General features: G+C 67.9%; 13 protein-coding genes. 8 read left to right on the top strand and 5 right to left on the bottom strand.

Going from position 1 to position 13427, the window contains the following annotated elements:
* Positions 1 to 23 precede the first annotated feature (23 nt).
* Positions 24 to 1310, bottom strand: a complete 1287-nt coding sequence (locus tag PTQ19_RS00390) for an adenylosuccinate synthase (RefSeq protein WP_179409495.1) — start codon at positions 1308 to 1310, stop codon at positions 24 to 26.
* A 112-nt stretch (positions 1311 to 1422) separates the two neighbouring features.
* On the opposite strand from PTQ19_RS00390, the gene PTQ19_RS00385 reads away from it, so the two are divergent.
* On the top strand, positions 1423 to 2157 hold the full coding sequence (locus PTQ19_RS00385) for a Pr6Pr family membrane protein (protein WP_274368020.1): 735 nt from the start codon (positions 1423 to 1425) through the stop codon (positions 2155 to 2157).
* Here the strand turns inward: PTQ19_RS00385 and PTQ19_RS00380 are convergent.
* The 4 genes from PTQ19_RS00380 to PTQ19_RS00365 form a co-directional block, all read right to left on the bottom strand.
* On the bottom strand, positions 2118 to 3488 hold the full coding sequence (locus PTQ19_RS00380; RefSeq protein ID WP_274368019.1) for an NAD(P)-binding domain-containing protein: 1371 nt from the start codon (positions 3486 to 3488) through the stop codon (positions 2118 to 2120). The genes PTQ19_RS00385 and PTQ19_RS00380 overlap by 40 nt on opposite strands.
* Positions 3489 to 3666: 178 nt before the next feature.
* On the bottom strand, positions 3667 to 4662 hold the full coding sequence (locus PTQ19_RS00375; RefSeq protein WP_274368018.1) for a DUF2804 domain-containing protein: 996 nt from the start codon (positions 4660 to 4662) through the stop codon (positions 3667 to 3669).
* A complete protein-coding gene (locus PTQ19_RS00370) occupies positions 4662 to 5855 on the bottom strand; it encodes a cytochrome P450 (protein WP_274368017.1) in 1194 nt (397 codons plus the stop codon). The genes PTQ19_RS00375 and PTQ19_RS00370 overlap by 1 nt, the downstream gene beginning before the upstream one ends.
* Positions 5856 to 5864: 9 nt before the next feature.
* The gene (locus tag PTQ19_RS00365; protein WP_274369091.1) at positions 5865 to 6866 is read right to left on the bottom strand and encodes an IS481 family transposase; all 1002 of its coding nucleotides are present in this window, start codon (positions 6864 to 6866) and stop codon (positions 5865 to 5867) included.
* 219 nt (positions 6867 to 7085) lie between these two features.
* Here PTQ19_RS00365 and PTQ19_RS00360 point away from each other — a divergent pair, with 219 nt between their 5' ends.
* Genes PTQ19_RS00360 through PTQ19_RS00330 form a run of 7 tightly spaced genes read left to right on the top strand, consistent with a single transcriptional unit; the run spans position 7086 to position 13360 of the window.
* A complete protein-coding gene (locus tag PTQ19_RS00360; RefSeq protein WP_274369090.1) occupies positions 7086 to 8117 on the top strand; it encodes an AAA family ATPase in 1032 nt (343 codons plus the stop codon).
* 8 nt (positions 8118 to 8125) lie between these two features.
* Entirely contained in the window at positions 8126 to 9007 is an 882-nt protein-coding gene (locus PTQ19_RS00355; protein ID WP_274368016.1) for a DUF58 domain-containing protein, read from the top strand.
* The gene (locus PTQ19_RS00350; RefSeq protein WP_274368015.1) at positions 8994 to 9482 is read left to right on the top strand and encodes a hypothetical protein; all 489 of its coding nucleotides are present in this window, start codon (positions 8994 to 8996) and stop codon (positions 9480 to 9482) included. The genes PTQ19_RS00355 and PTQ19_RS00350 overlap by 14 nt, the downstream gene beginning before the upstream one ends.
* On the top strand, positions 9473 to 10459 hold the full coding sequence (locus PTQ19_RS00345; RefSeq protein ID WP_274368014.1) for a VWA domain-containing protein: 987 nt from the start codon (positions 9473 to 9475) through the stop codon (positions 10457 to 10459). The genes PTQ19_RS00350 and PTQ19_RS00345 overlap by 10 nt, the downstream gene beginning before the upstream one ends.
* Complete coding sequence (locus PTQ19_RS00340) at positions 10456 to 11493, top strand: VWA domain-containing protein (protein ID WP_274368013.1); 1038 nt, start codon at positions 10456 to 10458, stop codon at positions 11491 to 11493. The genes PTQ19_RS00345 and PTQ19_RS00340 overlap by 4 nt, the downstream gene beginning before the upstream one ends.
* A complete protein-coding gene (locus PTQ19_RS00335) occupies positions 11490 to 12260 on the top strand; it encodes a hypothetical protein (RefSeq protein ID WP_274368012.1) in 771 nt (256 codons plus the stop codon). The genes PTQ19_RS00340 and PTQ19_RS00335 overlap by 4 nt, the downstream gene beginning before the upstream one ends.
* Positions 12254 to 13360 carry a hypothetical protein gene (locus tag PTQ19_RS00330; RefSeq protein ID WP_274368011.1) on the top strand — a complete coding sequence of 369 codons (1107 nt, stop codon included), beginning with the start codon at positions 12254 to 12256 and terminating at the stop codon, positions 13358 to 13360. Before PTQ19_RS00335 ends, PTQ19_RS00330 begins: the two co-directional genes overlap by 7 nt.
* The last annotated feature ends 67 nt before the right edge of the window (positions 13361 to 13427 follow it).

Genomic DNA, 13427 nt, shown 5'->3' with positions numbered 1-13427 from the left:
TGACAGATAGAGGGAGGATGCGGTCAGTCGACGAGGTCGTGGCGAACGATGACCTGGTCGCGCGCCGGGCCGACGCCGATGACCGAGATGCGCGTGTTGCTCATCGCCTCCAGCGCGAGCACGTAGTCCTGCGCGTTCTGCGGCAGGTCCTCGAACGTGCGGGCCGTCGAGATGTCTTCTTTCCACCCGGGGAAGTTCTGGTAGACCGGCTTCGCGTGGTGGAAGTCGGTCTGGTTCACCGGCACGTCATCGAAGCGCACGCCGTCGACGTCGTAGGCCACGCACACCGGGATCTCATCCAGGCCGGTGAGCACGTCGAGCTTGGTGAGCACGATGTCGGTGATGCCGTTCACGCGCGTGGCGTAGCGGGTGATCGGCGCGTCATACCAGCCGGTACGGCGCTCACGACCCGTGGTCGTGCCGAACTCGCCGCCGGTCTGGCGCAGCCACTCGCCCATCTCATCGTCGAGCTCGGTCGGGAACGGGCCCGAGCCGACACGCGTCGTGTACGCCTTGACGATGCCGACGATGCGGTCGAGACGACCGGGGCCGACGCCCGAGCCCGTCGCCGCGCCACCGGCCGTGGCCGACGACGACGTGACGAACGGGTAGGTGCCGTGGTCGACGTCGAGCATGGTGGCCTGGCCGGCCTCGAACACGACGACCTCGCCGCGCTCCAGCGCCTCGTCGAGCAGGTGGCCGGTGTCGGCGACCATCGGGCGCAGCCGCTCGGTGTACGACAGCAGGTCGTCGACGATCTCGTCGACCGTGATCGAACGACGGTTGAAGACCTTCACCAGCAGGTGGTTCTTCTGGTCGAGGGCGCCCTCGACCTTCTGACGCAGGATGTTCTCGTCGAACAGATCCTGCACGCGGATGCCGACGCGGTTGATCTTGTCGGCATAGGCCGGCCCGATACCGCGGCCCGTGGTGCCGATGCGGCGCTGGCCGAGGAAGCGCTCGGTGACCTTGTCGAGCGTGCGGTGGTACGCCGTGATGATGTGCGCGTTGGCGCTGACCCGCAGGCGCGAGGTGTCGACTCCACGCGCGTTGAGCGCGTCGAGCTCTTCGAAGAGCACCTCGAGGTCGACGACGACGCCGTTGCCGATGACCGGGTTCACCCCGGGGCTGAGGATGCCGGAGGGCAGAAGGTGCAGGGCGTACTTCTCGTCGCCGATGACGACGGTGTGTCCGGCGTTGTTGCCGCCGTTGAACTTGACGACCCAGTCGGTGCGCTCTCCGAGCAGGTCTGTCGCCTTGCCCTTGCCCTCATCGCCCCACTGGACGCCGACGATCACGATTCCTGGCATGGGTGTACCCCCTGGTACTGCACGCTGTTCGCCGGGTTTGCACCGGCAGATGAGCTGGCCCGAACGGGCGAGACCATCCTAGCGAAGCCCACGGGATCGCTAGAGTTCACCCATGACAGTCTGGTGGCCCTTCGCTCGACTAGCGGCAGCACTGCTCGGGATCGCGGCGATTGTAGCGCAGCTCTCGCTGACGTTGCAGATCGCGCTGGAGGCCACGACACCGTGGGGCGGTCACCTGCCCACGGTCGCGGTGAACTTCTTCAGCTTCTTCACGATTCTCTCGAATGTCTCGGCTGCGATCGCCCTGATCATCGCGGCGGCGTGGGCACTGGGGCAGAGGGATCCGGCGCGTCCGGAGCCGCGCTGGCTGTCGGTACTGCTGGTGTGCGTCAGCACGTACATGATCGTGACCGGCGTGGTCTACAACCTGCTGCTGCGCGGCATCGAACTGCCGCAGGGCGTGACGGTGCCGTGGTCGAACGAGGTGCTGCACGTCGTATTCCCGTTGTTCCTGCTGCTCGACGTGCTCGTCGCGCCGCGCCGGCGGGCGCTGCCGTGGTCGACCGTCCTGGTGGTCGCCGTGTTCCCTGTCGTGTGGGTCGCGTACACGCTGATCCGCGCGAACCTGGTCATCGCTCCCGCGACGGGCGCACCCTGGTGGTACCCGTACCCGTTCCTCGACCCGCACCTGCAGGGCGGATACGGCGGCGTGCTGGTCTACGTCATCGGCATCGCCGTCGCGATCATCCTCATCGCGACGGTCGTGGTGTGGATCGGGCGGCGCCGCGGCACCGCCCGATCCGAGGTTCACGCGACCAGCGACTCCGCCGGCGTCTCGTCGAGGTAGCGCTCGAGTGAGTCGTCGAGCTCCTGCAGCCACGGCGTGTGGTGCACGACGGCGATCGTGCCGGTCATCACCGACTGGTACACCCGATCGCGGTAGCCCATGATGTCGTTCTTCTTGTCGCGCTTCCACTCCAGGAAGATCTCGACGACCCGGTCGATGTCGAACTCGGGATAGTCGGTCTGCTGCAGCAGGTCGCGGATGTAGTCGGCCTGGAAGCGGATCTCATCGGCCGCCGAGCCGATCGCCTCGAACCGGGCACGCCATTCGGCGATCGATGCGGCGCGCTCATCGTCCGCGGGCAGCTCCTGGCGCCCCAGGATGAGGTCGCGCACGTACCAGGCCTGCGCGTCGAACATGTTGAACGTGAACCACTGGTCCTGCGCTCCGAGGTAGGCGAGCCGGGGGTTACCCTGCCAGATCACGCCGCGGTACAGACCGTCGGGGTAGACGTTGTTCGGCGACGACAGTGCGAGGTCGTCGGGCAGGAACGGGTACTTGTGCAGGTATCCGGTGCATAGGATCACCGCGTCGATGCGCTTGGACGATCCATCAGCGAAGTGCACGGTGTTGCCCTCGAAGCGCTCGACGACCGGGCGCTCCTCGAAGCCATCCGGCCAGTCGTAGCCCATCGGTGCCGAGCGGAAGCTCGCGGTGACCGACCGGGCGCCCATCTTGAACGCCTGGCTTCCGATGTCTTCAGCCGAGTAGCTGCCGCCGATGACCAGCACGTCCTGGTCGGCGAAGCCCTCCGCACCGCGGAAGTCGTGCGCGTGGCTGATGTACCCGGGGAACGTCTCAATACCCGGGAACTCGGGCACGTTCGGGAAGGAGAAGTGGCCGCTGGCGACGATGACCCGGTCGAACTCCTCGGTCGTGGACGCGCCGCTGGGCAGATCCTCGCTGGTGAGCGTGAAGATCTCGCGCTCGGCGTCGTAGTCGACCCAGCGCACCACGGTCTGGAAGCGGATCTGATCGCGCACGTCGGTCTTCTCGAGGCGTCCCGCGATGTAGTCCCACAGCACGGGACGCGGCGGGTACGACGAGATCGGACGGCCGAAGTGCTCGTCGAAGGTGTAATCGGCGAACTCCAGGGCTTCCTTGGGGCCGTTCGACCACAGGTTTCGGTACATGCTGGAGTGCACGGGCTCGCCGAACTCGTCCAGTCCGGTGCGCCAGGTGAAGTTCCACTGCCCACCCCAGTCGGCCTGCTTCTCGAAGCACACCACTTCGGGAACCTCAGCCCCCGCACGTGCTGCGGACTCGAAGGCCCGCAACTGCGCCATGCCCGAGGGCCCGGCGCCGATGATCGCTACTCGTTCTCTGCTGGTCACGTATGCATCCTCTGATTCGGTTATGTATGGGTCGCACCCGCATCCGTCACAGGGACAGGGCTTCCCGACGGGAGCGGTGTGGCTCAACCATCCAGGGATGCGGCTGCCCTTTCGACGTTAGCAGGGTCGGTGACGGGCCCTCTGTGCGGGCACACTCGACGCAGTCGTTTCTTTGCCCTCACCAGCGGTTGTGCACCTCTTCGGCCCAGCCGAAGATGCCGGCGAAGGCGATCTGCTCGCCGTCCGCGGTCGTGAATACGCCCGACCAATCGCCGAAGCACTGATCGGTCGATCCGGCGACGACGCCGAGGTTCGTGCGCGTCACCTTGTCATAGACCGGGGTGAAGGTGGCATCCAATCCCCCGCCGGTGACCCGCCAGGGTGTGCGCCACTGCGCCAGGTCGTACTGCCAGTCCAGTTCGGCGCTGATCTTGTGCAGATGCCCATCGACGACGAACGCGTTCTCGGTCGATCCGGTGCCCGCCGTCCATCTGCCGCCGACCTGCACGCCGATCGTGTGGCCGCCGGATCGGCCCGACCCGGCGCCCCAGTTCCAGCGGATGTCGTACGGCCAGCGCCCGCGACCGTGATCGAGAACCGCCCACGACTCCCCCGCGGGGAGCGCGTGGGCGACGCCGTCGAGGGTGAGGATGCCGGATGCCGGCCGCGCGACGTCTTTGACCGTGTACTGGAACCGCGTGCTGCTCCACGGCACGACGACAGCCAGGCGCTCATGGCCGGCCGGTAGCTCCGCGATCACATCGACGGTGACGCCGGGCATCCGCGCGCGCAGGCGAGTGCCTTCGGGCAGTTCGTCGATGTCGATCTCGAAGTCCTTCGCCCTGGCGCGGCTGGGACCGGCCTCGGCCCGCGCGGGCAGCACGACTCCTCGGGTGGGGATGAGTGTCGGTGTGCCGTGCCAGGTGCGTTCGGTCGCGCGATCCAGCACCCACAGTTCGAGCACGGCGGCGTAGTCGATCGACGACACGGTCATGCCGACAACATGGGTGGGGGTGGTGATGCCCCAATACTCCCAGCGCTTGTTGCGGCCGCGCCCGCGCCCGATCCCCGCGGTGTCGACCAGCGGCGAGCGCGCCCAGCCCACGGCATCCGGGTTCAGTCTGCCGTTCGGCAGCGTGAGCGAGACGTCGGTGGTGAGTTCTCGTTCGCTCATCACGAGGCGGTGAACCGGATCGGGAATCGCACGGGACCGGTGTTGCCCGATACCGGAAGCCATTCGCCGGGGCCGTCGGGCACGGCGTCGGGCATGCGTCGGGCGAGCAACGGCAGGGCGACCGACATGTCGGTGCGGGCGACGAAGTGCCCGAGACAGTGGTGGATGCCGCCGCCGAAGCCCGAATGCAGCGGGCGATCCGTGACGCTGATGTCGAAGCCGGGTGCGTCGCCCATCCGTGCGGGATCCGTGCCGATCGCATGGGAGAGCACCTGCACGATGCCGCCCTTGGGCACGTGCAGTCCGTTCAGATCGACGTCTTCGATCGCTTCGCGGGTGACCCAGGTGACCGTGGGGTTGACGCGCATGACCTCTTCGACGGCCGCGGCGCCCAGCTCGGGGCGCTCCGCGAGCAGCTTCCACTGCTCGGGGTGGGCCAGGAAGGTCTGCAGGGCGAGGCCGAGCTGATTGCGGGTGGTCTCCATCCCTGCGAACGCCAGGAACACCAGCGCGACACTGAGCTCGCGGCGATCGAGTGCGTCGCCGTCCTCGTGCGCCAGCACCAGTGTGGTCACCAGATCTTCGCGGGGCGTGCGCATGCGGTCTTCGATCACCTCCTCGATGTATCCGGTGAGACCTTCGAGTGCCGCCTCGATGCGCGGCAGGTCGTGGCGGACGTTGATGCCGAAGGATTTTCCGAGGTCGTCGGCCCAGCGGGCCACCTGCGGCCACTGGTCGTCGGGCAGGCCGAGCAGGTAGCAGAGGATGCGAGACGCGTACGGTTCGGCGAACTCCGAGACGAACTCGACGCGACCGCGCGAGGCGAACGCGTCGATGAGTTCGCCCGCGAGCGCCTGGAATCGTGGGCGCATCGCCTCGATCGTCTTGTTGCGGAACGCCGGTCCCAGCAAGCGGCGCATGCGCAGATGGTCGGCCCCCTCGATGCTGAGCAGGGTCTCGGCCCACCACTGCTGCCATGGCCCCTCATGGATGCCGTTCTGCGCGGGCCAACGGGCGTTGCCCTGCTGGAACCGCTTGTCCTTGAGCAGCGCTGTGCCCTCGTCGTACCGCAGCACCGCCCAGCCGTACGGGGTCTCGGTGTACCACCCGGTGGCTCGGGCGTCGTGGACGACCTCGGAGGTCACGTCGAAGGAGGGGTCGGCGAGATCGAGGAACGGCACTGTTCGGCTCATAGCCGGAGCCTAGCTGTACTTCCCCGTGAGGTTGTGAACGCGGGCGGAGGGGACTTGGCCGCCGATGCCGGTGTGTGGTCTGTGGTGGTTGTAGTGATGTAGCCAGGTTTCGTAGGCGGCGGTGCGTTCGGCTTCGCTGGTGTAGGGCTTCGCGTAGGCCCATTCCGTGGCGAGGGTGCGGTTGAATCGTTCGACTTTCCCGTTGGTCTGCGGCCGGTAGGGCTTGGTCCACTTGTGCTTCACTGTGTCGCCCAGCGCTTCGGCGAATGCGTGTGATCGGTAGCACGCGCCGTTGTCCGTCATCACGGCGGTGACGGTTACGCCGATACCGGCGAAGAACGCGTTCGCGCGAGTCCAGAACCCGGCCGCAGTCTCTTTGCGTTCGTCGTCGAGGATCTCCGAGTACGCCACCCGTGAGTGGTCGTCGACGGCGTGGTGCAGGTACCGGTAGCCGCGGGAGCCCGTCGCGCCGGCGCGTGCCGCTCGTCCTCTTACGACGCCGGCAGCTCGGTCGTGCATCGACCCTCTCCCGTGGATACGCCAGCCGCCACCGTCCGGGATCCGGCCCTGCTTCTTGATGTCCACATGCACCAACTGCCCCGGTTTGCTGAGTTCGTACCGCTTCGGCTGGGGCTTGCGTACCGGCAACCCGGTGGACTGATCGATGGCGGTCAGCTTCGGCATCCCATACCGGGCCAGTACCCGTCCGACCGTCGAGCGATGCAACCGCAGGTGATATGCGATCCGATGCGGCCCCCACCGACGCGTGAACCGCAACGCGACGATGCGCCGCTCCGTCTTGCGCGGCAACTGATTCGGGGACCTCCACGGCTTCGAACTGCGGTCCGTCAGCGGCAACCCAGCCCGACACCGATCCACCCACCGCTTCGCCGTCGCCGGCGAGCACTGAAACCGCTCCGCAGCGCGCCGAAGCGACCACCCATCACGAGTTATCAACAGGGCAAGACGCCGGCGCCCCTCAGGCGTCAACGGAGCATTAGCGTGAGTCATGGAGACCTCCGGTTTAGAGATGCGAGTGTGGTAACCCACATCCTTGCCGGAGGTCTTCCCTATGTCACGCGTTCACAACCTCCCGAGGAACTACACCTAGCCCGCTTCGCGGGTGATGCCATCACTCGGCCCGCTCAGCTGCGGGCGGATTACCCTGTACGGGTGACAGACATGCCAGGGCCCTCTCCGCTCACGCCGCCGCCCCCGCCGCCTCCGGCGATGGGGGCCGCTCCCCCGGCATCCGCGCCGGCCGACGGCACCACCGCGGCACTGACGGCCGATGACCTCGGCCGGGCGCAGCGCACGCTGCGGATCATCAGCGATTCGTACGCGACGAAGATGGTGGGGCAGGAGCGGCTGCGCACCAGCCTGCTGGTGGCGCTGGTGGCGGGCGGGCACATCCTACTCGAGTCGGTGCCGGGGCTCGCCAAGACCACCGCGGCAAGCACTCTCGCCGACACGGTGAAGGCGCGCTTCAAGCGCATCCAGTGCACTCCCGACCTGTTGCCCAGCGACATCACCGGCAGTCAGATCTACGACGCGGCCACCGGGACGTTCCGTACGGTGCTCGGACCGGTGCACGCGAACTTCGTGTTGCTCGACGAGATCAACCGATCCAGCGCCAAGACCCAGTCGGCGATGCTGGAGGCGATGCAGGAGCGCCAGACCACCATCGGTGGCGAGGTGCATCACCTGCCCAAGCCATTTCTCGTGATCGCCACGCAGAACCCCATCGAGCAGGAGGGTACGTACGAACTGCCCGAGGCGCAGATGGACCGGTTCCTGCTCAAGGAGATCGTGGAGTACCCGAGTCCCGCCGAGGAGTTCGAGATCCTCGGCCGCATCGACTCGGGCGTGCTCGACCCGGATCGGCATGTTCCCGGCGCCGTCAGCCTCGACGATGTGCACGAGCTGCAGCAGATCGCCTCGCGTGTGTACGTCGACCCGGCGATCCGCAATTACATCGTGCAGCTGGCCTATGTCACCCGCAATCCCGCGCCCTACATCGGCGACGAGCGGGCACGCTTCATCAAGTACGGCGCCAGCCCCCGCGCGAGCATCGCGTTCCTGCAGGCCTCGCGTGCCCTGGCGCTGCTGAACGGCCGCACACATGTGCTGCCCGAGGACGTGCGTGCCCTGCGTCACCTCGTGCTGCGCCACCGGGTGCTGCTCACCTTCGAAGCCCACGCCGAGGGCATCCGCAGCGAAGAGATCATCGATCAGATCTTCGCGGCCGTACCCACCCCCTGACCCGCCCGATGCCCAGCCTCGTCACCCAGGTGAAGAGCCGACTCTTCATCCACTCGTCGCAGAAGTCGATGCACGCGCTCGACGGTGCGTACGCGTCGCTGCTGCGCGGGCGCAGCCTGGACTTCGAGGATCTGCGACCCTACGAGTACGGCGACCACGTGCGCGATATCGACTGGCGGGCCACGGCCCGGCATGGGGAACCCCTGATCAAGCGCACCAAGGCCACTCGCAAGCACACCGTGCTCTTTCTGGTGGATTCCGGTCGGGGCATGAACGCGCTGGCCGAGGATGAGGGGTCGAAGCGCGAGCTGCTGGTGCTGCTGACCGGTGCGCTCGGATTCTTGACCGTGCGTCACGGCGACGACTTCTCGGTCGTGTACGGCGATGCCGATCGGGTGCGCCGACTCGCCCCGGGCGGCAGTGAGGCCGCACTCGAACGGGCCCTGCGCACGATCGATCGCGCCGCCACCGAGAGCACGGCACCGAACGACCGTCGCGCCCTGCTGTCATATGCCGCTCGCAACATATCCAAGCGGATGATCGTCGTGATCGTGACGGATGAGGCGCCCGTGGCCGACGAGACCGAGCGGCAGCTGCGTCGGCTCTCGGTGCAGCACGACGTGCTGTGGCTGACCGTGCGCGATGCCGATCCGGTGGCGGCAGTCCGCGCGCACCGCCGCGACGTCGACACCGGTTGGGCGGTGCCCGACTTCGTGCACGGGGATGCCGCTGTGCTGAGCGAGCTCGCCGCGCAGGAGGCCGCCGATACCGCCCGCCGCCACGAGATGCTGCGTCGGTTGGAGATCACGCACGCCGAGTTCGGGGCGCGCGACACGGCCGTGCCCGCCCTGTTGGCGATGCTGGATCGGAGGTCGCATGCTCGCCTCTGACGAGCTCTATCCTCCGGTGCAGTACGGCTGGGGATGGCTGCTGCTGACCCTCGGCGTCCTCGCCGTGCTCGCGCTGGGCGCCTGGCTGCTGCTGTTCCTGACCCGGCCGCGACGCAGCATCACGGTTCCGGGCGCCGCTCCCTACCGGCCGCCGACCTCGGCGGTACTCGCCCGCCTGCGCACCGACTACCTCGCCGAGGTGGACCGCATCGAGACCGCGTACCGATCCGGAAACGCGGATGCCCGCAGAGCGAACCTCGAGCTCAGCCGCTGCGTCCGCTCATTCGTCAACGAGTACTCGGGGCTCGAAGCGCCGGTGCTCGCCCTGGACGACCTGGTCGCCCGCGGCGTGCAGCCCGCACTGCTCGACGCGCTGCGTCGCCACTACTACCCCAGCATCTTCCAGCGCGGACCCGCGATCGATCCGATCGCCGGCGCCGAGGCCGCCCGCACGGTGGTGACGACGTGGCACTGAACACGAGCTGGGTCATCCTGATCGCCGCGGCAGTAGTGCTGATCGCGATCGTGGTCGGCGTCGCCCTCGGTCTGCGTTCTCGCGCCACGCGCGATGCGGCGCCGGCGGCGCTGGTCTCACGCGCCGAGCGACTGCGCACTCTTCCGGCCTTCCGCGCATCGGTGGGTCGCCGCATGGCGGCGCTATCGGGCATCCTCACCCTCGGCGTGATCGCGACGCTGCTCGCCGGGGTCGTCGCCGCGCGGCCGATGTCGGCGCAGACCGTGCAGCCGGTCAACACCAGTCGCGACATCATGCTGTGCCTGGATGTCTCGGGATCGATGACCGAGGTCGACGTCGAGGTGCTCACCGTGTTCGATGAGCTGCTCGACAGCTTCGAGGGCGAGCGCATCGGTCTGACGATCTTCAACAGTTCGCCGGTGCAGATCTTCCCCCTCACCGACGATTACGCGTTCGTCCGTGATCAGTTGCAGCGCATGCGCGAGAGCTTCGACTACCTCGACGAGACGCCCGAGCACTGGGTCGGCACTCTCAACGGGCCCGGCGCTTCGCTGATCGGCGATGGCCTCGCGGCCTGCACGATGCGCTTCGACCACCTGGACGACGAGCGCAGCCGCTCGGTGATCCTCGCGACCGACAATGAGCTCGCCGGCGCGTCGATCCTCACCGTCGAGGAGGCCGCGCAGTACGCCAGGGCGCAACAGGTGCGGGTGTTCGCGCTCAATCCCGTGCAGGGCAAGGACGCCGAGGTGAGCGCGCAGCTGTCGCAGGCCGCCGCCATCACCGGCGGGCAGTCCTACGCGCTGAGAGACACCACCACGGTCGCCGACATCGTCGCTCAGATCCAGAAGCAGGAGGCCCGCGCCTTGCAGGGGCAAGCGCAGGTGATCTGGGTCGACACACCGAACCTGTGGATGGCGCTGATGCTGGTCGCGATCCTCGGCTTCGTCGTTCTGCTGTGGGTGGTGAGACTGTGATCTTCACGCCCGTGCTGCATCCGTTGCTGCTGATTCTGCTGTGCACGCCGTTGGCGGCCCTCGCCGTGTTCGCCCTCGCCAAGGGACGGAAGGGCGATCATGCCGGTCGCAGCATATGGCTGCTGAGGCTCGGCATGATCGTCGTCGTGTTCGTGATGCTGTTGCGTCCCGGCATCCCGGGTGGTTCATCGCAGACCCTCGCGACCGACACCGACATCGTGCTCGTCGTCGATACGACGGCGAGCATCGTCGCCGAGGACTGGGCCGACGGCGCACCCCGCCTCGACGGCGTCCGCGACGACGTGCAGACGATCGTCGACGAGTACCCGGGCGCGCGGTTCGCACTGATCAGCTTCGACGCGGCGGCGCAGCTGCGCCTGCCGCTGACCACGGATGCCACGGCGCTGATGTCATCGCTGGAAGTGATGAGTCCCGAGGTCACCGACCAGTCGCGGGGGTCATCGATCGGCATCGCGAGTCGGATGCTGGCAGACACCCTCTCCTCGGCAGCCGAGGCTGCGCCCGATCGCAGCCGCATGGTGTTCTACCTGGGCGACGGCGAGCAGACCGCGTCGGGCCCGCCCGAGTCGTTCGCCTCGGCCGCGAAGTACGTCGACGGCGGGGCGGTGCTCGGGTACGGCACCGCCGAGGGCGGCCCGATGCGCATCACCACCGGCACCGCCGCCCAGGGCGAGTACATCCAGTACCGGGGCGAGCCGGCGTTGTCGAAGCGCGACGACGATCATCTGCAGCAGGTCGCCGAGCAACTCGGCATCGAGTACCAGCCCCGCGCGGCGGATGTGCCCCTGGTGCTGCCCCCGGCCCCCACGAGCACCGTCGACTACGCGTCGTCGGGCGAGGTGGGCAACGTGATCGAGCTGTACTGGATCTTCGCCCTGGTGCTCGTGCTGCTGCTGGGTGTCGAGCTGGCGCGCGCGACGATGCAGGTCACGCGCCTGCGCGGCGCTCTCGCCCCGGCCGACCACCCGATCGACCGTGCCGCCCCAGCGCCTGAGGACAGGAGTGCACGATGACGCCGTCGCAGCATCCGACGCCTCCCGCCACGCGGGCCGACGCGGCGGCGCTGTTGCTCGCCGCCAACCGTCGCCGTCGGCGCATCCGATGGTGGGTCGCGGTCGCGACCCTGCCCCTCACGCTCGCCGGCCTGCTGCTGGTCGGCAAGGTGTTGAGCATGTACGCGTTCGCGCATCAGTCGATCAGCTCGTTCGTCACCGGGTCGTACGCCGAATCCGAGTCGGCAGCACGCGGGCAGACCTGGCTCAACGGCTTCGAGCAGTTCAAGGCGCCGTACAACATCGGCACAGCTCAGGCCGGCGCCGAACAGCTCGCCGAGGCACGCGACCACCTCGAGACGGCACTCCCCCTGGCGACCGGTCTGGACGTCTGCTACGTGCGCATCAACCTGTCGCTGGTGATCGAACGGCAGGGTGACGCGGCCCAGGCCGGCGGCGATGCCGTATCGGCCGCCGAGTTCTACGGGCAGGCGCTGCAGATCACCGTCGAGACACCCGACGAGTGCCGCAGCGACGAGGCACAGAACCAGTCGCCCGATCCAAGCCGCGACATGAGTGACACCCTCGACGAGAACCAGCAGCGTCAGCAGCAGAAGCAACAGCAGAACCCCGAGCAGGGCGGGCAGCCGTCCGAGCAGGGCGAACAGGAGCAGCCGTCGCAGAGTGATCTCGATGACATCGAGAGCCGACTCGATCAGGGTGCGCAGGAACGCGAGGACCAGCTGGGCGAGGACGGCGGCAGCGGCGGAACGGAGCGGCCGTGGTAGACCAGCGTCGCAGCAGATACGTCGGCGGCGCCGAGGGTGCGCCGCCTCTTCCCCCGCCCGGCGGCTATCAGCGCCCGGGGCGCGCCTCGGCCGGACTCGATGCCGCGGCCGGCCTGCCTCCGGCATCCGCCGACCTCGTCTACACCGCGCCCGACGCACCCAAACGCACCAGTGCACTCGGTGTCGCCGCCGTCGTCGCGGCGGCGCTGTTCGCGGTCACCCTGCTGGTGCTTCTGATGACGGGCGGAACAGATGCCATCTACGGCATATCTCTGCTGGTCGTGCAGCTGCTCGTCATCGGAGTGATCGTCGCGGCGCTGCTCACGCGACGCGGGCGGATGCTGGGAGCGATCGCCCTCGTCGTCATGCTCGTGTTCAACGTGGCGACGGTCGGCGCGATGAGTGCGCTGCGCTCGGCGGCGACGCAGGCCTACGACGGCACGAAGTCCGAGCAGCAGCGGCACGAAGAGGCGTATCCTGGCGTCCGCGAGCACTCGAACTACGACGTGCTCAACGGCCCCTCGTTCGAACAGGTGCAGCGGCAGGGCGACGAGCTGATGGCGGCGGTGCGCGAACGGCTCACGGAACGCCTCGGCTACACCTGGGTGCAGGCCGGCGCGGTCGACGTCAGCCCGGAACGCAACGGCTATGGCGGTGAGTCGATGCTCAAGAGATACGTCTCGCCGACCTGGACGACCGCAGAGCCCGTGCACGACAACCAGCGCAAGCGCGAGATCATGATCATCATCGATCAGGTGCTGATGGAGCACGACATGTGGGGGCTCTACCCGCTGAACGTGCCCGCCAGCGGCCTCTCAGACGACATGGTCGCGAAGCTCTACGGGTCGGCGGATGTCGAGCGTCAGCACACGTGGGAGTACTACGCCGATACCTATCCCGACCCGTTGCGGTTCTATGTCACGACCTACGACCTCTCGAAGGACGCCACGGGCGAGTTCCGCACGCAGCGAGAGGCGATCGCCCAGCAGACCGGCGAACCTGTCGAGGGCGTGCAGTTGATGATCATCGCCCGAAACCTGCTGCCCGAACAGGACCGCGCCGAGTTCGAAGAGCGCCTGCGCGAGTACCCGGACTTCTGACCGGCGGGCGGGCGCGAGACGTGTCTTACGCTTGCATCTGGCCGCGAACCCGTCGCCGCCACACCAA

Source organism: Microbacterium esteraromaticum (genome assembly GCF_028747645.1).
Lineage (GTDB): Bacteria > Actinomycetota > Actinomycetes > Actinomycetales > Microbacteriaceae > Microbacterium > Microbacterium esteraromaticum_C.
The sequence above is the reverse complement of the archived record's forward strand: the minus strand, read 5'-3'. Positions and strand labels throughout refer to the sequence as shown.

Excerpts from the sequence above, each read along its gene's own strand:
- PTQ19_RS00350 (WP_274368015.1), top strand. The coding sequence starts at position 8,994 with ATGCTCGCCTCTGACGAGCTCTATCCTCCGGTGCAGTACGGCTGGGGA.
- PTQ19_RS00375 (WP_274368018.1), bottom strand. The coding sequence starts at position 4,662 with ATGAGCGAACGAGAACTCACCACCGACGTCTCGCTCACGCTGCCGAAC.
- PTQ19_RS00365 (WP_274369091.1), bottom strand. The coding sequence starts at position 6,866 with ATGACTCACGCTAATGCTCCGTTGACGCCTGAGGGGCGCCGGCGTCTT.
- PTQ19_RS00355 (WP_274368016.1), top strand. The coding sequence starts at position 8,126 with ATGCCCAGCCTCGTCACCCAGGTGAAGAGCCGACTCTTCATCCACTCG.
- PTQ19_RS00360 (WP_274369090.1), top strand. The coding sequence starts at position 7,086 with ATGGGGGCCGCTCCCCCGGCATCCGCGCCGGCCGACGGCACCACCGCG.
- PTQ19_RS00335 (WP_274368012.1), top strand. The coding sequence starts at position 11,490 with ATGACGCCGTCGCAGCATCCGACGCCTCCCGCCACGCGGGCCGACGCG.
- PTQ19_RS00385 (WP_274368020.1), top strand. The coding sequence starts at position 1,423 with ATGACAGTCTGGTGGCCCTTCGCTCGACTAGCGGCAGCACTGCTCGGG.
- PTQ19_RS00370 (WP_274368017.1), bottom strand. The coding sequence starts at position 5,855 with ATGAGCCGAACAGTGCCGTTCCTCGATCTCGCCGACCCCTCCTTCGAC.
- PTQ19_RS00390 (WP_179409495.1), bottom strand. The coding sequence starts at position 1,310 with ATGCCAGGAATCGTGATCGTCGGCGTCCAGTGGGGCGATGAGGGCAAG.